General features: G+C 57.0%; 15 protein-coding genes. 11 read left to right on the top strand and 4 right to left on the bottom strand.

Annotated features, from left to right (window positions below; genetic code table 11):
* Window positions 1-2: 2 nt before the first annotated feature.
* On the bottom strand, window positions 3-824 hold the full coding sequence (locus A3C3_RS0130775; protein WP_022718407.1) for a pyruvate, water dikinase regulatory protein: 822 nt from the start codon (window positions 822-824) through the stop codon (window positions 3-5).
* A gap of 403 nt (window positions 825-1,227) precedes the next feature.
* Here A3C3_RS0130775 and hemE point away from each other — a divergent pair, with 403 nt between their 5' ends.
* From hemE to A3C3_RS0130735, 8 genes are all read left to right on the top strand, one after another.
* Window positions 1,228-2,262: a uroporphyrinogen decarboxylase gene (hemE, locus tag A3C3_RS0130770; RefSeq protein WP_028740145.1), complete on the top strand. Its 1,035-nt coding sequence runs from the start codon at window positions 1,228-1,230 to the stop codon at window positions 2,260-2,262.
* A gap of 3 nt (window positions 2,263-2,265) precedes the next feature.
* On the top strand, window positions 2,266-2,802 hold the full coding sequence (gene hemJ, locus A3C3_RS0130765; protein ID WP_028740144.1) for a protoporphyrinogen oxidase HemJ: 537 nt from the start codon (window positions 2,266-2,268) through the stop codon (window positions 2,800-2,802).
* A gap of 193 nt (window positions 2,803-2,995) precedes the next feature.
* Window positions 2,996-4,261, top strand: coding sequence for a transcription termination factor Rho (gene rho / locus A3C3_RS0130760; protein WP_022718404.1), 1,266 nt, complete (start codon window positions 2,996-2,998; stop codon window positions 4,259-4,261).
* A 90-nt stretch (window positions 4,262-4,351) separates the two neighbouring features.
* Window positions 4,352-5,668 carry a tRNA uridine-5-carboxymethylaminomethyl(34) synthesis GTPase MnmE gene (gene mnmE / locus A3C3_RS0130755; RefSeq protein ID WP_022718403.1) on the top strand — a complete coding sequence of 439 codons (1,317 nt, stop codon included), beginning with the start codon at window positions 4,352-4,354 and terminating at the stop codon, window positions 5,666-5,668.
* Between the two features lie 37 nt (window positions 5,669-5,705).
* On the top strand, window positions 5,706-7,580 hold the full coding sequence (gene mnmG, locus A3C3_RS0130750) for a tRNA uridine-5-carboxymethylaminomethyl(34) synthesis enzyme MnmG (protein WP_022718402.1): 1,875 nt from the start codon (window positions 5,706-5,708) through the stop codon (window positions 7,578-7,580).
* Window positions 7,581-7,601: 21 nt separating this feature from the next.
* Window positions 7,602-8,219, top strand: a complete 618-nt coding sequence (rsmG, locus tag A3C3_RS0130745) for a 16S rRNA (guanine(527)-N(7))-methyltransferase RsmG (RefSeq protein WP_022718401.1) — start codon at window positions 7,602-7,604, stop codon at window positions 8,217-8,219.
* A 19-nt stretch (window positions 8,220-8,238) separates the two neighbouring features.
* Window positions 8,239-9,033, top strand: coding sequence for a ParA family protein (locus A3C3_RS0130740; protein WP_022718400.1), 795 nt, complete (start codon window positions 8,239-8,241; stop codon window positions 9,031-9,033).
* A gap of 20 nt (window positions 9,034-9,053) precedes the next feature.
* Window positions 9,054-9,938 carry a ParB/RepB/Spo0J family partition protein gene (locus A3C3_RS0130735; protein WP_022718399.1) on the top strand — a complete coding sequence of 295 codons (885 nt, stop codon included), beginning with the start codon at window positions 9,054-9,056 and terminating at the stop codon, window positions 9,936-9,938.
* 3 nt (window positions 9,939-9,941) lie between these two features.
* Here the strand turns inward: A3C3_RS0130735 and holA are convergent, their stop codons facing one another.
* Genes holA through leuS form a run of 3 tightly spaced genes read right to left on the bottom strand, consistent with a single transcriptional unit; the run spans window position 9,942 to window position 14,131 of the window.
* Window positions 9,942-10,979, bottom strand: coding sequence for a DNA polymerase III subunit delta (holA, locus tag A3C3_RS0130730; protein WP_022718398.1), 1,038 nt, complete (start codon window positions 10,977-10,979; stop codon window positions 9,942-9,944).
* A 10-nt stretch (window positions 10,980-10,989) separates the two neighbouring features.
* A complete protein-coding gene (lptE, locus tag A3C3_RS0130725) occupies window positions 10,990-11,511 on the bottom strand; it encodes an LPS assembly lipoprotein LptE (protein WP_022718397.1) in 522 nt (173 codons plus the stop codon).
* On the bottom strand, window positions 11,501-14,131 hold the full coding sequence (gene leuS, locus A3C3_RS0130720; RefSeq protein ID WP_022718396.1) for a leucine--tRNA ligase: 2,631 nt from the start codon (window positions 14,129-14,131) through the stop codon (window positions 11,501-11,503). Before leuS ends, lptE begins: the two co-directional genes overlap by 11 nt.
* A 199-nt stretch (window positions 14,132-14,330) precedes the next feature.
* Here leuS and A3C3_RS0130715 point away from each other — a divergent pair, with 199 nt between their 5' ends.
* The 3 genes from A3C3_RS0130715 to A3C3_RS39655 all read left to right on the top strand — a co-directional run.
* Window positions 14,331-14,990: a YggS family pyridoxal phosphate-dependent enzyme gene (locus tag A3C3_RS0130715; RefSeq protein ID WP_022718395.1), complete on the top strand. Its 660-nt coding sequence runs from the start codon at window positions 14,331-14,333 to the stop codon at window positions 14,988-14,990.
* 83 nt (window positions 14,991-15,073) lie between these two features.
* Window positions 15,074-16,984 (top strand): propionyl-CoA synthetase, encoded by a 1,911-nt coding sequence (locus A3C3_RS0130710; RefSeq protein ID WP_022718394.1) that lies wholly within the window; start codon window positions 15,074-15,076, stop codon window positions 16,982-16,984.
* Between the two features lie 174 nt (window positions 16,985-17,158).
* A partial coding sequence (locus A3C3_RS39655; RefSeq protein ID WP_483414374.1) for a flagellin N-terminal helical domain-containing protein occupies window positions 17,159-17,415 on the top strand: 257 nt, incomplete at its 3' end.

Raw genomic sequence — 17,415 nt, 5'->3', positions numbered from 1 at the left:
GCTTAGCGTAGCTTGGGGCGCAGGGCAACGATCGCTGCCGCCGTCTCTTCGATGGAGCGACGGGTCACATCGATCAACGGCCAATTGTGCCTCGCACAGAGCGAGCGGGCATATTTCAGTTCTTCGGAGATCGCGGCTCGATCCGTATATAGGCCACGATCGAAGCCGGGCGTCGCACCGAGCACCCGGTTCTCACGCACTTGCGATATCCGATCCGTCGTTGCTATGAGGCAGACGATCAACGGCCTCGTCGCAGTGAAAAGCGCTTCCGGCAAAGGCACATCATAGACGATCGGAATATTCGCTGTCTTGATGCCGCGATTGGCGAGATAGATGCTCGTCGGTGTTTTGGACGTACGGCTGATACCGATGATGACGACGTCGGCGTCGTTGTAGTCCTCCGGCATTTGCCCGTCGTCGTGATCCATGGTGAAGTTGAGCGCCTCGATGCGCGCAAAATAGCCGGCATTCATGACATGTTGAGCGCCGACACGACGCCGCAGCGGAGCCCCGAGGTAAAGCTGGAAAGCGGCCATCACAGGCTCAAGCACATTCACTGAGGCAACGCCCATCTCGACGCACCTCTCATCAATCAGCGCAGCGAGTTCCCGATCGACGACCGTGTAAAGAACAATGCCTGGCTCGTTGTCGATCGCATCGAGAACCGCAAGCAGCTGCTTGCGGTTGCGGATCAACGGATAGACGTGTTCGACCGCTTGGGCAGATTTGAACTGGGCGGAAGCAGCGCGGCCGGCTGAGATCAGAGTCTCACCGGTCGAGTCAGAAATCAGATGCAGATGGAAGAAGTTCGTGCGGTTCTCCACGCTATTTTCTGCTGCCTGTTGAAAAGACTGGATGGGAAAGAGCTAAGGGACCGGCATGGCCTGAGGCAAGGGAAAACATGACCCCTTATCCACATTTCGGATTTTCTGGAGGGTACTGCAGTGCGGCCTGTGGATTTGTGGTCCGCGCTGGAGAGCTCATGTAGAATACACAAGATATCCACAGAAAGAAACGCCTCAGCCTTCGAGACAAGTTTTTGGAATCACTTTTAGATTCGAGCTTCTCCATAAAACTGCGATGGAGGGTTATCGATGTTGTCCCGATATCCTAGATGCGCGTGACATTTGGCATCACCAGTGGATGGATTTTAATCCTTGATAGACACCGACTCTAAGAAATAGAAACCTTTTAAAATATCTTTAGATTTTTATAGGGACGAAGCGCTTGAGCGAAACACGCCGGAAAATCATGAGAGTTCTCGACGGCGAAACTCTCTCCCCTCCGCCGGTCTGGCTTATGAGACAGGCAGGTCGCTATCTCCCGGAATACAGGCAAACGCGTGCAAAGGCAGGGAGCTTCCTCGATCTTTGTTATTCACCGGAACACGCTGTCGAAGTGACGCTGCAACCCATCCGCCGCTACGGCTTCGATGCGGCGATCCTATTCTCTGACATTCTCGTCATTCCCGATGCCATGAAGCGCAATGTGCGTTTTACGGAAGGCCATGGTCCAGAGATGGACCCGATCGACGAGGCTGGAATTTCACGTCTGGATGCGGGGGGAGTTATCGACTATCTGAAGCCGGTGTTTGAGACAGTGCGGCGGTTGCGCGCAGAGCTCCCGGAAGAAACGACGCTTCTCGGCTTTTGTGGTGCGCCCTGGACGGTGGCAACCTACATGATTGCGGGCCACGGCACACCTGACCAAGCGCCTGCGAGGCTTTTCGCCTACCAGTATCCCAAAGCGTTTGAACGGCTGTTGACGCTGCTTGCGGACATCTCCGCCGAATATCTGGTGACGCAAATAGATGCCGGCGCTGATGCCGTGCAGATTTTCGATTCTTGGGCCGGTGTTCTTGGGGAAAAGGAATTCGAGGCTTTTGCCGTCAAGCCAGTTGCTCGGATGATTGCCGCTATCAAGGCACGGCGTCCGAATGCGCGGGTCATCTCGTTTGCCAAGGGTGCGGGCTATCTTTTAAAGACCTACAGGCACAAGACCGGTGCTGACGCGATTGGCCTTGATTGGTCGGTGCCGCTTGAATTTGCTGCTGAACTTCAAAAGGAGGGAGCGGTTCAAGGTAATCTTGATCCGATGAGGGTTGTTGCCGGCTCGCCGGCGCTTGAGGAGGGTATCGACGAAATCTTGGCGCATCTCGGTGGCGGGCCGCTGATCTTCAACCTCGGTCATGGAATCACGCCGCAGGCCGATCCGGAAAATGTTCGCCTGCTTGTCGAGCGTGTTCGCCGCGGCGGGAATTGAATGATGGAAAGGCAGACAGATCAGCGACCCGGTAGCTACGCGCGGCGACGAGCGCATTTTGCCCTCGCCCTCTTTCTGCTGCTTGCTGTCGGGCTGTTCGTATGGAACCCGGACGACCTCTACCTTTGGATCAAGGCGCTGCACATCATCGCGGTGATCTCCTGGATGGCCGGGCTGTTCTACATGCCGCGACTCTTCATCTACCATACGGATGCGGAGCCAGGTTCCTTGCAGTCGGAGACCTTCAAGATTATGGAGAGACGTCTGCTGAAGGTCATCATGAACCCGGCGATGATGCTGACGTGGGTCTTCGGCGTGTATCTGGCTTGGTCTGTCTACGGTTTTCAGGGCGGCTGGCTGCATGCCAAGCTTGCCCTCGTCGTGCTCCTGACGGCCGTTCACATGTTTTTCAGCCGAGCGGTGACGGCTTTTGCCCGTGACGAAAACCGACGCTCGGCGCGGTATTGGAGATTCATGAACGAAGCGCCGACGCTGCTGATGATCCTGATTGTCGTCCTTGTCGTCGTTAAGCCGTTTTGAAGTGAATAGGCGCCGCTTAAATTTACTTCATTTTTAGAAGCCCCCTTGCGGGGTCTTATCTTAGTCGCTATTTTCCGCGCATCTCATCTTCGTGGCATGTGTTTTGAGTTCAGTCGTCTGCGAGCCCTTTCGCAACACCGAAACGACGCAACATAGCCTTCCCCCCTTCGAAATATAGAGTAATGGTCACTTCATGGCTGAAATGAAGCTTCAGGAACTTAAGAGCAAATCCCCGACCGATCTTCTGGCGTTCGCCGAATCGCTCGAGGTCGAAAATGCAAGCACCATGCGCAAACAAGAACTGATGTTTGCGATCCTGAAGGTTCTCGCGAGCCAGGATGTCGAGATCATCGGCGAAGGCGTCGTGGAAGTCCTGCAGGATGGTTTCGGCTTCCTGCGTTCGCCAAACGCCAACTATCTGCCGGGTCCGGACGATATCTATATTTCCCCTTCGCAGATCCGCCGCTTCTCGCTGAAAACCGGCGATACGGTCGAGGGACCGATCCGCGGTCCGAAGGAAGGCGAGCGCTATTTTGCTCTTCTCAAGGTGAACACGATCAATTTCGACGATCCGGAAAAGATCCGTCATAAGGTTCACTTCGACAATCTGACGCCGCTTTATCCGAATGAACGATTCAAGATGGAACTCGACGTTCCGACATCGAAGGATCTGTCTTCGCGCGTCATCGATCTCGTGGCGCCGCTTGGTAAGGGCCAGCGTGGTCTCATCGTCGCGCCGCCCAGAACCGGTAAGACCGTTCTTCTGCAGAATATTGCGCACTCGATCACTGCAAATCATCCGGAATGCTACCTGATCGTTCTGCTGATCGATGAACGTCCTGAGGAAGTGACGGACATGCAGCGTTCGGTACGCGGCGAAGTGATATCTTCCACATTCGACGAGCCAGCTGTGCGTCACGTGCAGGTCGCCGAGATGGTGATCGAAAAGGCAAAGCGGCTTGTCGAACACGGCCGCGATGTCGTCATCCTGCTTGATTCGATCACGCGCCTCGGACGCGCCTACAACACCGTGGTGCCGTCCTCCGGTAAGGTTCTGACTGGTGGTGTCGATGCAAACGCTCTGCAACGGCCGAAGCGCTTCTTCGGCGCTGCCCGTAACATCGAAGAAGGCGGCTCCCTGACGATTATCGCGACGGCGCTCATTGATACCGGCAGCCGTATGGATGAAGTCATTTTCGAAGAATTCAAGGGCACCGGTAACTCGGAAATCGTTCTCGATCGCAAGGTAGCGGACAAGCGCATCTTCCCGGCGATGGATATTCTGAAGTCCGGCACGCGCAAGGAGGACCTGCTTGTCCCCCGTCAAGACCTGCAGAAGATCTTCGTGCTTCGACGTATTCTTGCCCCCATGGGAACGACCGACGCGATCGAGTTTCTCATCGACAAGCTGAAGCAGACGAAGAGCAATCCGGATTTCTTCGAGTCGATGAACACGTAATAGATAGCCGGATGTCTGATAATGAAGCCGGTCATTCTCCGTGGCCGGCTTTCGGTTTTTGAGGAATCCGCGCGGCCAGAGTAACCGAGGATGTCGAACGAAACCATCTATGCACTGTCGAGCGGAGCAGTCCCCTCCGGCGTTGCGGTTATACGCCTCAGTGGTGTAAAGACGCGCGATGCTCTGCAGTTGTTGACCTGCGACGTTCCACCGCCGCGCAAGGCGTCGCTGCGAACGATTCGTTTGCGTAACGGTTCAATCATCGATAGCGGTTTAGTGCTCTTCTTTCCATCTCCGGCGTCTTTTACAGGCGAAGACTGCGCCGAGCTCCAGCTGCATGGCAGCCGAGCCGTCATTAATGCGCTATTCGAGGAACTGGAGTCGATCGACGGCGTGCGCATGGCCACCGAAGGTGAATTCTCGCGTCGGGCTTTTGAAAACGGCAAACTCGACCTCGTCGAGATTGAGGGCCTGGCTGATCTCATAGCCGCTGAAACGGAGATGCAGCGACGTCTGGCGGTCGAGCATAGCCAGGGAAAACTCTCGCAGCTATACGATTCGTGGGCGGAACGATTGACGCGGGCTCGCGCCCTCATCGAAGCCGAACTCGACTTTGCCGATGAGGATGACGTACCCGGTTCGGTATCGGATCTGGTCTGGGATGATGTTGGCCGACTACAGGCAGAGATAGCAAGCCATCTCGCTCACGCGAAGGCCGGCGAGATTATTCGCGATGGCTTCAAGGTCGTTATCGCGGGCGCTCCGAATGCCGGAAAATCGACGCTTATGAATGCGCTTGCACGGCGAGAGGTTGCGATCGTCACGGACATCGCGGGAACGACGCGAGATGTTCTTCACGTCGATCTCGATATCAATGGTTTCCTCGTAAAGCTTTATGACACGGCAGGTTTGCGGGACGCAAATGAACTCGTGGAGCGGGAGGGTATACGGCGCGCGGAGCAGGTCATCTCTGAAGCAAGCCTTGTACTCTTTCTCGAGGATATGGCCGACGGTACGCATGCGCTTCCGCCAATCGCCAACACGGAGGTCTTGCGGGTCGGGACAAAGGCCGATATATCCGCGGGAAATGGTCCGGACGCCTACGATCTGACGATATCTGCCGTCACGGATGCGGGATTGTTCGCGCTTCGCGCCGCCATCGCCGAGCGGCTTGAGCGGCAGGTCAGCAGCCATAGCCTGGCGATCCCGAGCCGCAGGCGGCAAAAGGATTCGCTTGCGGAATGCTTGAAGGCGATCGAGGCAGCTTTGGCGCATCCGCCGGCGGAGCTCGATATTAGGGCCGAGAACCTTCGTATCGCCGGCAATGCCCTCGGCAGGATTACAGGGCGCGTTGATGTTGAGAACCTGCTCGACGTGATCTTTTCAGAGTTTTGCATCGGAAAATGATTCACGTGAAACACCTGGAAGCGTGCGGGAAAGCGAAATGAGTGTCTGTCAATACGATGTCGTTGTAATCGGAGGTGGTCACGCTGGTTGCGAAGCGGCCAGCGCAGCGGCCCGCCTCGGCGCTCGCACAGCCCTTGTGACGCATCGGCGCGACACGATCGGGGTCATGTCCTGCAACCCTGCGATTGGCGGCCTTGGGAAAGGCCACCTGGTGCGGGAGGTGGATGCGCTTGACGGCCTTATGGGTCGTATCGCCGATGCAGCCGGTATCCAGTTCCGGATGCTGAATCGCAAGAAAGGCCCGGCAGTCCGCGGTCCGCGCACCCAAGCCGATCGGAAGCTCTACCGGGCCGCAATGCAAGCAGCAATCGAAGCTATTGATAATATTGACGTTATCGAAGGTGACGCCCTTGATATTGATATATCAGACGGCCGCATCGCGGGTGTCGTCATGAAAGATAGCCGGATTCTAATCTGCGGCGCTGTCGTACTTACGACGGGAACCTTCTTGCGCGGGCTTATTCATATCGGGGACAAGAAGATTCCAGCGGGCCGTGTCGGCGAAGATCCGTCGCTCGGTTTGTCCTCAACATTATCCCGAATGGGGCTCCGGCTCGGTCGCCTCAAGACAGGCACGCCAGCGCGTCTTGACGGCAAGACAATTGATTGGGGATCTGTCGGCCGACAGGGCGCAGATGAGGAAGTGACGCCATTCTCATTCATGACGGGTGCAATTACGAATCCGCAGATTGAATGTGGGGTAACGCGTACGACGGCTGCCACGCATAAACTCATTCAGGACAACCTGCATCGTTCGGCGATGTATTCCGGTCAGATTGAGGGCGTTGGACCGCGCTATTGTCCCTCGATCGAAGACAAGATCGTGAAGTTCGGCGAGCGGGACGGGCATCAAATTTTCCTCGAACCTGAAGGCTTAGAAGACGATACCGTCTATCCGAATGGCATTTCGACATCGCTGCCGGCGGAGGTGCAGGATGCATTCATCCGCACCATACCGGGCCTCGAAAAGGTTTCGATCGTCCAACCGGGTTATGCGATAGAATATGATCACGTCGATCCGCGGGAACTGACGCCTGCTCTTGAAGTGAAGCGAATGCCGGGGCTTTACCTCGCAGGACAGATCAACGGAACGACTGGCTACGAGGAGGCAGCGGCCCAAGGCCTGGTGGCGGGTCTCAATGCCGCGCGCCGGGCGGGGAACCAAACACAGGTCTATCTGAGCCGGACAAACTCCTACATCGGCGTCATGATCGACGATCTGACGTCGAGGGGGGTTGCAGAGCCCTATCGCATGTTCACCTCACGTGCGGAATACCGCCTTTCTCTGCGTGCGGATAACGCAGATATGCGGCTCACTCCGCTTGCGGACGAGATCGGATGTCTGGGACAGGACCGCCGTGCCAAATTCTACGAATACAAGTGTGCTCTTGACGGTGCGCGAGAACAACTGAAGGCATTGCATATTACGCCGAATGAGGCCCGACAGTATGGCTTGAAGATCAACTTGGATGGGCAGAGGCGTTCGGCCTACGAGCTACTCGCCTACCCCGATTTCGACATGGGGCTGCTGTCAAATGTATGGCCCGAACTTCAAGCGTTGAGCAATTCGATCGCGCAGGCCGTGGAGATCGAAGCATCATATGCCGTCTATATGCGCCGGCAGTCTTCGGATATTGTTGATATTCAGCGCGACGAGAGTCGCTTAATTCCAGACGATTTTGATTATTCCACTCTGGCTGGCCTTTCGAATGAGCTCAAGCAGAAGCTTGGCAGGCAGCGACCGTTCAATGTCGCTCAGGCCGCAAAGATAGATGGCATGACGCCCGCGGCTATCTCTCTTCTGCTCGTTCATTTGCGAAAGGCAGAGGCTACCCACCGGTCAGTCGCCTAACACACGTTTTGAGAGTCTCCCATGGAGTTGAACGGTCAAAGTGTTTCACGTGAAACACAAGACAGACTGGAGCATTTTGTTGCTCTCTTTAGCAAGTGGTCGAAATCCATCAACCTCGCCGCTCCGTCGACGTTGAATGATACATGGCAAAGACACGTCGCTGACAGCGCTCAAATCTTTCAATTGAGTCCCGGCCCGAAACGCTGGGTGGATTTGGGCAGCGGCGGCGGATTTCCCGGCGTGATCACCGCCATCTTTCTGGCTGAGCTTTGTGATGGATGGGCCCATCTTATTGAGAGCAACAACAAGAAAGCGTCTTTCCTCAGGTTGGCCCTTCGCGAGACAGGCGCACGCGGTTCTGTGCATTCCATCCGTATCGAGGATGGACCGGATGTTGTCCCTTCCTGCGAGGCAATCTCCGCACGGGCCCTCGCCGATCTCGATAAACTGTGCGACTTTGCGGAGCCCTGGATGCTGCGCAATAGAAATACCCGTGCATTTTTTCATAAAGGCCGGGATTACGCTGCCGAAATTGCCAAGGCACGTGGTCGATGGGGTTTTGATCTGCTAGAACACCAAAGCGTTGTCGAGCGAGATTCGGTCATACTCGAGATCTTCAATCTCCAGCGCTTGGTTTAACAGTTCGGATGATGCGGCCATGGCCTTTGAACGAAACCGGATTATTACAATAGCAAATCAAAAAGGTGGGGTGGGAAAGACGACCACCGCCATTAATCTGGCGACCGCGTTGGCCGCCATCGGCGAACGAGTACTGATCGTCGACCTGGACCCTCAGGGTAACGCAAGCACTGGTCTCGGGATCGATCGGAAAGATCGCAAACTCTCTTCTTATGATTTGCTGATTGGCGAGGCCGGGGTGACGGAGGCGTCTCTGCCCACCGCTGTCCCAAATCTTTCGATCGTGCCGTCGACAATGGATTTGCTCGGTATAGAAATGGAAATCGCTCAGCAGAGCGATCGGGTATTCAAGTTGCGGAAGGCGCTAACAACCCCTCAAGCATTTGAATTTACTTATATTTTGTTGGATTGCCCGCCTTCTTTCAACCTGTTGACGATGAACGCAATGGCTGCGGCACATTCCGTTTTGGTGCCGTTACAATGCGAATTCTTCGCATTGGAGGGGTTGAGTCAGCTCTTAGAGACGGTTGATCAGGTCCGGCGAACGGTAAACCCGCGGTTGGATATCCAAGGTATCGTGCTGACAATGTTCGATGCGCGAAACAATCTTGCCCAGCAGGTGGTGAGTGATGTTCGCACGCATCTCGGCGAGAAAGTTTATCACACGCTTATCCCGCGCAACGTCCGGGTTTCCGAAGCGCCCTCATATGGTAAGCCTGCGATCCTTTATGATTTGAAATGCGCCGGCAGCCAGGCATATCTACAGCTGGCCTCGGAGGTCATCCAGCGTGAACGTCAGCGTCTCGCCGCTTAAGCTTCAAGTGAGTATTTCCAATGAATGACGATGTATCGAAGAGACGTTTAGGCCGCGGACTTGCTGCGCTGATCGGCGAAATGGACCAGCCGGTGCCTGTCGATGGCGAAAAGAGCGGTGTCAGTGCAGACCGTCTCATCCCGATTGAATTTGTCAGCCGGAACCCGCGCAATCCGCGGCGCTTTTTTGATGACAGCGAGTTGCACGATCTTGCCAGCTCTATTCGCCAGCATGGCATTGTCCAGCCAATCGTTGTGCGTACGCTTGCGACGAACCAGTATGAAATAATAGCCGGCGAAAGAAGATGGCGCGCTGCCCAGCTCGCAGGGCTTGTCGAAATTCCAGTGATCATCCGCGATGTCGACGACAAGACGGCGCTCGAGATTGCGATCGTCGAGAACGTTCAGCGATCGGATCTCAACCCTCTCGAAGAGGCGCTGGGTTACGAACAGCTTATCGCCGAATACGGCTATACCCAGAACGACCTGGGCGAGATTATCGGCAAAAGCCGAAGCCATGTCGCAAATTCTCTGCGTCTGCTCAAGCTTCCAGAGCCCGTTCGAGAGTTTCTTGCGGCCGGCAGCCTGTCGGCGGGGCATGCACGTGCACTGGTTCCGACATCTGATCCGACGGCCCTTGCTCGCACGATCGTCTCGAAGGGAATGTCCGTCCGCGATGCCGAAAAGCTCGCGCAGAACGATATCAAAGCGCAATCGGAGCCCCAGCGTGCGGCTGCTCCACGTGATCAGAAGGATTCTGATACACTGGCGCTCGAGCGCACGCTTTCCGATACACTTGGCCTTGATGTCACCATCAACCACAAGTCCAGCGGCGGCCAGATCCGCATTGCCTATAAGTCGCTGGAGCAACTTGAAGAAGTCTGCCGGCTCCTTGAGCGGCGATAAGCCTTAGCCTTTTCGCCCGCTTTGGAGCGTTGTGAACAGCAATGTTTGTAGCGCGATGCTGTCCTCCAGGCTCTGACGCCTTCTTGTCTGCAAGATCGCCGACTGCAGCCTGCTTGTTTCACGGCCGATGGCGTCGGCATTCCAGGTGCGGAGCGCCTGTTCGATAATTGGTTTGCGCCGGAAATGCAGATGGCGACCATGGGTCTGCATAACCTGAGCTGTCTGAAGCCGCTTTTCATCCATTTCTGCGCGCATTGCGTCCAGAAGCTGAAACTGTTTCAGGCAAGCTTGGATGACGAGGAAGACAGCCGTCTTGGATGTCGTGATCTTCTGCATGGCATGCAGGAAATTACCGGTGTTTCCGCTTAAAATGGCGTCCACGGCGTCGTCGACCGAAATGGCGCTGGCGTCGCCGATAATCTCGGTCACATGATGCTCCTCGATCGTCTCCATGCCGCGGCAGTAGAGGGCGAGCTTTCTGACCTCATTGCGTGAAGCGAGGCGATCACCGCCGATCAGTCCGATCAAAACCTGCCGTGCGGCAGGCGTGATGCGCAGGCCTTCCGATGCCAATTCATTGTCGATCAAACCGTTCAAGGCACGCGCATCATCCGAATAACAAGGGATCGCAACGATACTGCCCGTGCCTTCGGCAAGCTTGCGAAGAAGGGTGCCCTTCTTCAGATCCCCGGCTTCGACGATGATGGAGGTTGCGTCGAGCGGCTTTTGGGAAAGGTGGTCGAGGGCGTCGACCAGATATTTTTCATTCGCCGCGCCCCGTACCCAAAGGAGTTTTTCTCCTCCGAAGAGTCCGATAGCACCCGCCTCATCCAGCAGGCGCCCGGGATCCTTCTGTAGGTCGCCAATGTCGAGTTTGACAAGCGAGAAAGGGTCATCCAGGGCAACGCGGCTCTTACCGGCGATTTGCCCTGCCCGTTCGGAAACCAGGCCACGATCCGGCCCGTAGATGACGAAGATGCGGTAGGCGGAAACCGAACGTTGAAGAAAGCCTTCAAATTCGTGAGATTTAATTTCCGCCACGGCCTTTTCCTCAGCGACCGAGCGCGCCGGCAATATCCAAGCCGACAAGCTCGGCAGCCTCGCGTGCCGCGCGGTTTTCGGCATCGCGGATTGCGCGCTGCTTGGCAAACTGTTGGGTCGGGAAATCGACAAGCGCTGTTGCGTAGCGGTTACCCGACTTGATGACATGGCCGTCCACCGTCGCCTGCAGCGTGTAATCCACGCTGACGGTCACTCGACCGGCGCGCGACGTGTCGGACGATTCGACAAGAAGTGCGTCGACGACGTCAGACCGCACCTGCAGCTCTACCTCGTAGGCCGGTTTGACGGGCTCGCCCGCGCCGCGCGTAGCAAGGAAGATCAGGCGGTTGCGAACTTCCTGTTCGACACGAGTCGTCGCGTCCGAGAAGCCGACGGAAGCGAGTTTCCCGGCAACTCCTGACGTTTCCGAGTAAAGTGGACGAACCTGGCAGGCGGAAAGCAAGGCTGCAAACGCAAGGACGGCGGTGATTGCGCCGCCGCGTGCGAGCCTGGGAGCGATATCAAACGACAATGTTCACAATCCTTTGCGGAACCACAATAATTTTCTTCGGCGCCTGACCGTTCATCGCATTGATGACGGCGTCGAGTTTCAAGACTGCCTGTGTCACGGCATTCTGATCTGCGTCTTTAGAAATTGTCAATTCGGTGCGCTTCTTGCCATTAATCTGGACCGGCAGCACCACGTCATTCTCCAAGACCAGAGCTTCGTCATAGACAGGCCAAGTGGTGCGGGCGAGCATCTCGCTGTTGCCAAGTGCTGCCCAGCATTCTTCGGCCAGATGCGGCGTCATGGGCGCAACGAGCTGAACCAGAATTTCCGCCGCGTTACGAACAGCGGCGCAATAGGCGACGTCGCCCTCGCCTGCCGCCACTTTCGCCAGCGGGCCCGACAAAGTATTCACGAGTTCATAGATGCGGGCGACGGCCTTGTTGAACCAAAGCTTGTCGTAGTCGTTCTGGACAGCCTTCAAGGTTTTATGGGCTGCCTGGGAGATCGAAAGCGCCTCTCCATCCTTAGCCGGATTCGGCGTTATGGAAGCCAGGGTTTCGGATGCTTCGGAGATCAAGCGCCAGAGGCGCTGCGTGAAGCGATGTGCCCCTTCGACACCTGCTTCCGACCAGATCACATCACGCTCGGGCGGTGAATCCGAGAGAACGAAGAACCGCGCCGTGTCCGCGCCGTAGGAAGCTATGATGTCATCAGGATCAACGACGTTCTTCTTGGACTTCGACATTTTCTCGATCGATCCAATTGAGACCTCCTCGCCCCCTTCCAGCAGGAAAGCGCGGCGTTTGCCCTCGATCTCTTCGATACGGATATCTGCAGGTGCCACCCAGTCGCGGATCATGCCCGAACCTCGGCTGTACGTCTCATGGACGACCATGCCCTGGGTGAAGAGGCCCTTGAATGGCTCCTTGACGTCAACATGGCCGGTCTCGCGCATCGCACGCGTGAAGAAACGCGAATAGAGCAGATGCAGAATGGCATGTTCGATGCCGCCGATATACTGATCGACGGGAAGCCAACGGGTTGCGGCGGCCGGATCGGTGGGGACACCTTCCCAAGGCGCCGTAAAGCGCGTGAAGTACCAACTCGAATCGACGAAGGTGTCCATCGTGTCCGTTTCGCGCCGGGCGTCCTTGCCGCAAGTTGGGCAGGCGACATGCCGCCAGGTCGGGTGGCGGTCGAGCGGATTGCCCGGCTGATCGAAGGTTACGTCTGCCGGCAGCTTCACGGGCAGGTCCTTCTTCGGCACCGGCACGACACCGCAGGCATCGCAATGGATGACCGGGATCGGGCAGCCCCAATAGCGCTGGCGCGAAATGCCCCAGTCGCGCAGGCGGAAGTTCACCTTGCGTTCGCCCTGTGGCACATTGCCGAGCATCGTGCCCGACAGACGGTCGGCAACGAGGCTGAAGGCTTCGTCCGTCGTATTGCCGTCAAGGAAGCGGGAGTTGATCATCACGCCGTCGCCGTCGTAGGCGGTGTCACCGATCGTGAAGGTTGCGGCATCGCCGTCCTTCGGCATGACCACCGGAACAACGGGCAAACCATATTTGCGCGCGAAATCGAGGTCTCGCTGGTCGCCGGACGGGCAGCCGAAAATAGCGCCCGTGCCATAGTCCATCAGCACGAAATTCGCGATATAGACCGGAAGTTCCCACGATGAATCAAGAGGATGCTTGACCCGGATACCGGTATCCATGCCCTTCTTCTCGGCCGTCTCAAGGGCTGCCAGCGAGGTGCCGGCCCGGCGGCATTCTTCGCAGAAGGCTTCGAGAGCTGGATTTGTCGCGGCAGCGTCCTTTGCCAAGGGGTGGTCAGCTGCGATCGCAAGGAAGGAAGCGCCAAAAAGCGTGTCGGGACGTGTGGTATAAACCGTCACCTCGGTTTCGCCGGCAGGCGCCGTCTGCGGCGCGATTTCAAAGCGGATCGTCAGACCCTCGGAGCGGCCGATCCAGTTCTTCTGCATCAGACGAACTTTCTCCGGCCACTGCTCGAGCGTATCCAGAGCGTCAAGCAGATCCTGGCTGAAATCAGTTATCTTGAAGAACCACTGCGTGAGTTCCCGCTGCTCGACCAGAGCACCCGAACGCCAGCCGCGGCCGTCGATAACCTGTTCATTCGCAAGAACGGTATTGTCGACTGGGTCCCAATTGACTTTCGACTGCTTCCGGTAGACGAGACCTTTCTCCAGGAAATCCAGGAAAAGATGCTGCTGATGCTGGTAGTATTCCACGTCGCAGGTGGCAAATTCCCGGCTCCAATCGAGCGAAAGCCCCATGGCCTTCAACTGCGATTTCATCGAGTCGATATTCTGGTAGGTCCATGATGCCGGATGTACGCCGCGCTCCATGGCAGCGTTTTCCGCCGGCATCCCGAAGGCATCCCAGCCCATCGGGTGCAGGACGTTGAAGCCCCGGGCCCGCTTGTAACGGGCCACGACGTCACCCATCGCGTAGTTGCGCACATGGCCCATGTGAATTCGGCCCGACGGATAGGGAAACATTTCAAGTACATAGTATTTTTCGCGCGGATCGGCGTTGTCGGTCTCAAAGACCTTCGCCTCGTTCCATTTTTGCTGCCAGCGGGGCTCGGCATCGCGCGGATTATAACGTTCGGTAGCCATGGTATTCGAATTTCCGGAAAATCAGGGGAGGTTGGTGGTGACCTTCACCATGAAACCGTTGTAGCGTCAAGTTTCGTGGGTACTGCAAGCGTCCGATCCCTCGCAGCAAACTGCTTTTTGGCAGACAGGGCCTTGGCAAGAATGTCAGGCGCGGTTAGTGCATGCCATCCTCCTTATGCGGACATGTCGGGATCAGATAATGGAACTTCAAGAGCGGTTGAACGATGTTCGCGCGCGCATTTCGGCCGCAGAGCGTCAGTCCCAGCGTCCTGCCGGATCGGTTCAACTCGTTGCCGTTTCGAAGACCTTCGATGCGGAGGTCATCCGCCCCGCGATTGCGGCTGGTCAGCGCATTTTCGGCGAGAACCGCGTTCAGGAAAGCCAAGGCAAATGGCCGGAACTCAAGACCGAGACGCCCGGCATCGAGCTGCACCTTATCGGGCCGCTGCAATCGAATAAGGCAGCGGATGCCGTTGCGCTCTTTGATGTCATAGAAACTGTCGATCGTGAAAAGATCGCCCGCGCGATCGCCGGGGAAATGAAACGGCAAGGCAAGACCGTTCGGCTCTATGTCCAGGTTAATAGCGGTCTAGAACCGCAAAAGGCCGGTATTGCGCCCGCCGATACACCCGCATTCGTCTATTTCTGCCGGAATGAGCTCGGCCTTTCGATCGAAGGCCTGATGTGCATTCCCCCAGCCGAGGAGAATCCCGGTCCACATTTTGCTCTGCTGGCTAAGATCGCAAGACAATGCCGAGTGGAAAAACTCTCCATGGGCATGTCCGGGGACTACGAAACGGCCGTGGCCTTCGGTGCGACGAGCGTGCGCGTCGGATCCGCTATTTTCGGCGCACGTTAGTCCTTCTGCTTTCGTCGGGCTTCCGGTCCAGCCTCCCCTCGCCTAAACTTGCCACACGGCTTGCATATCCTGGGGAGGAGCAAATGCAGAGCAGCTATCATCAGGTCTATGCGAGCTGGAAGAGCGATCCGGAAGCATTCTGGCGCGACGCTTCAAGAGCGATCGTCTGGTTCAAGGAGCCGCAGCAGATCTTCTCGCCATCACAGGGCGCTTACGGCCGCTGGTTCGCAGACGGTGAGACCAATACCTGTTACAATTGCCTGGACCGTCATGTGTTGGCAGGCCGCGGCACCGAAACTGCCATCATCTTCGACAGCGCCATGAGTGGCGCCAAGGCACGTTTTAGTTACGAGGAAGCGCTTGCCGAAGTGCAGGCGATCGCGGCGACCTTTCAAGCGTTCGGCATCGGCAAAGGCGATCGTGTCATCATCTACATGCCGATGGTGCCCGAAGCCATTTTCTCCATGCTTGCCTGCGCTCGCATCGGCGCCATCCACTCCGTGGTTTTTGGGGGGTTTGCTGCCAATGAACTTGCGGCCCGCATCGATGATTCAGGCGCAAAGCTCGTGGTCACTGCCAGCTGCGGATTGGAACCAGGCCGTGTCGTGGCTTACAAGCCGCTTGTCGATCAGGCCATCGCTGCGGCGAAATCAAAGCCCGCACATTGCCTCGTTCTGCAAAGGCCGCAACTGACGGCCGAACTTGTGCCTGGGCGCGATCATGCTTTCCAAGAGGCCGTAGCGCTTCACCATGGCAGGAGCATTCCTTGCGTGGCCGTCAAAGCGATCGATCCGCTCTATATCCTTTACACATCCGGCACCACCGGTCAGCCGAAGGGCGTCGTCCGTGACAATGGCGGGCATATGGTCGCGCTGCACTGGTCGATGGCGAACATCTACGCAATGAAACCCGGCGAAGTTTTCTGGGCGGCTTCCGATATCGGCTGGGTGGTTGGTCATTCCTATATCGTCTATGCGCCGTTGCTTGCGGGTGTGGCGACTGTAATCTTTGAGGGCAAACCCGTCGGCACACCCGACGCCGGCGCGTTCTGGCGCGTGATTTGCGAATACGATGTGCGTGTTCTCTTTACCGCCCCGACAGCCTTCCGCGCGATTCGCCGGGAAGATGCCGACGGCGAATTCGTGCGCCACTATTCGAAACCGCATTTCCGGGCTCTTTTTCTTGCGGGTGAGCGAGCCGATCCCGAAACCCTCAAATGGGCGGAAAAGATGCTTAAGGTTCCCGTGATCGATCATTGGTGGCAGACGGAAACCGGCTGGCCGATCGCTGCAAATCCACTCGGTCTCGGTGAGCTTCCAGTAAAGCACGGATCAGCGTCCGTGCCGGTGCCTGGCTACGAGATCCAGGTTCTCGACGACGCAGGGCATCAGGTGCCACCCGGCACCCTCGGCAACATCGTCGCCAAGCTGCCCTTGCCGCCGGGCTGTCTGCCGACACTCTGGGAGGCAGACGAGCGTTTTCGCTCGGCTTATCTCGAGGAATTTCCGGGATACTACAAGACCGCGGACGCCGGTTATGTGGATGATGACGGCTATCTCTTCATCATGTCGCGCACGGACGACATCATTAACTGTGCAGGCCACAGGCTTTCGACGGGAGCAATGGAGGAGGTCTGCGCAAAGCATCCGGATGTTGCGGAGTGCGCCGTCGTCGGTATTGCCGATCCGCTCAAGGGTCAGGTGCCGTGTGGCTTCCTTGTGCTCAAGAAGAACGTCACAAGGGCGAAGGCAACGATCGAAGCTGAGGTCGTCAAACTGATTCGCGACCAGATCGGTCCGGTGGCCGCATTCAAGACGGCGGTTGTCGTCGAACGTCTGCCGAAGACCCGTTCGGGTAAGATTCTGCGTGGCACAATGCAGAAGATCGCGGACGGCGAACCATGGAAAATGCCGGCGACCATCGACGATCCGGCTATTCTGCATGAAATCACGGATGCCTTGCGCAGCAAGGGTTTTGGCTCGCTCCCAATGTAGAAAATTACCTATTCGGTAAGATTCGTTGACGAGACGTAACCAGCGTTGACGAGTTGTTAACCATGTTTTCGCTAGGTTCGGCGCACGGACACCTGTTGCAGGTGAGCATGAAGCACCGCCGCTCTCGGCCTCGGCCGGAATGCCCTTTCACCCAAGCGAATTGGACAAAAAGCGATGTCAAGCATTCTAACGAACACTGCCGCAATGGCGGCACTGCAGACCCTTCGCGGTGTAAACCAGAGCCTCAAGGAAACCCAGGACCACGTTTCGTCCGGCTTGCGTGTCGGCAAGGCCGCTGACAATGCCGCTTACTGGTCGATCGCAACGACCATGCGTTCCGACAACAAGGCGCTTTCGGCTGTTTCCGACGCTCTCGGCCTCGGTGCCGCCAAGGTCGACACTGCCTATGCTGCGATGGACAGCGCCATCGA

The organism is Rhizobium mongolense USDA 1844, from assembly GCF_000419765.1.
Taxonomy (GTDB): Bacteria; Pseudomonadota; Alphaproteobacteria; order Rhizobiales; family Rhizobiaceae; genus Rhizobium; species Rhizobium mongolense.
The sequence above is the reverse complement of the archived record's forward strand: the minus strand, read 5'-3'. Positions and strand labels throughout refer to the sequence as shown.

Excerpts from the sequence above, each read along its gene's own strand:
- hemJ (WP_028740144.1), top strand. The coding sequence starts at position 2,266 with ATGGAAAGGCAGACAGATCAGCGACCCGGTAGCTACGCGCGGCGACGA.
- rho (WP_022718404.1), top strand. The coding sequence starts at position 2,996 with ATGGCTGAAATGAAGCTTCAGGAACTTAAGAGCAAATCCCCGACCGAT.
- mnmE (WP_022718403.1), top strand. The coding sequence starts at position 4,352 with ATGTCGAACGAAACCATCTATGCACTGTCGAGCGGAGCAGTCCCCTCC.
- mnmG (WP_022718402.1), top strand. The coding sequence starts at position 5,706 with ATGAGTGTCTGTCAATACGATGTCGTTGTAATCGGAGGTGGTCACGCT.
- rsmG (WP_022718401.1), top strand. The coding sequence starts at position 7,602 with ATGGAGTTGAACGGTCAAAGTGTTTCACGTGAAACACAAGACAGACTG.
- A3C3_RS0130740 (WP_022718400.1), top strand. The coding sequence starts at position 8,239 with ATGGCCTTTGAACGAAACCGGATTATTACAATAGCAAATCAAAAAGGT.
- A3C3_RS0130735 (WP_022718399.1), top strand. The coding sequence starts at position 9,054 with ATGAATGACGATGTATCGAAGAGACGTTTAGGCCGCGGACTTGCTGCG.
- leuS (WP_022718396.1), bottom strand. The coding sequence starts at position 14,131 with ATGGCTACCGAACGTTATAATCCGCGCGATGCCGAGCCCCGCTGGCAG.
- A3C3_RS0130715 (WP_022718395.1), top strand. The coding sequence starts at position 14,331 with ATGGAACTTCAAGAGCGGTTGAACGATGTTCGCGCGCGCATTTCGGCC.
- A3C3_RS0130710 (WP_022718394.1), top strand. The coding sequence starts at position 15,074 with ATGCAGAGCAGCTATCATCAGGTCTATGCGAGCTGGAAGAGCGATCCG.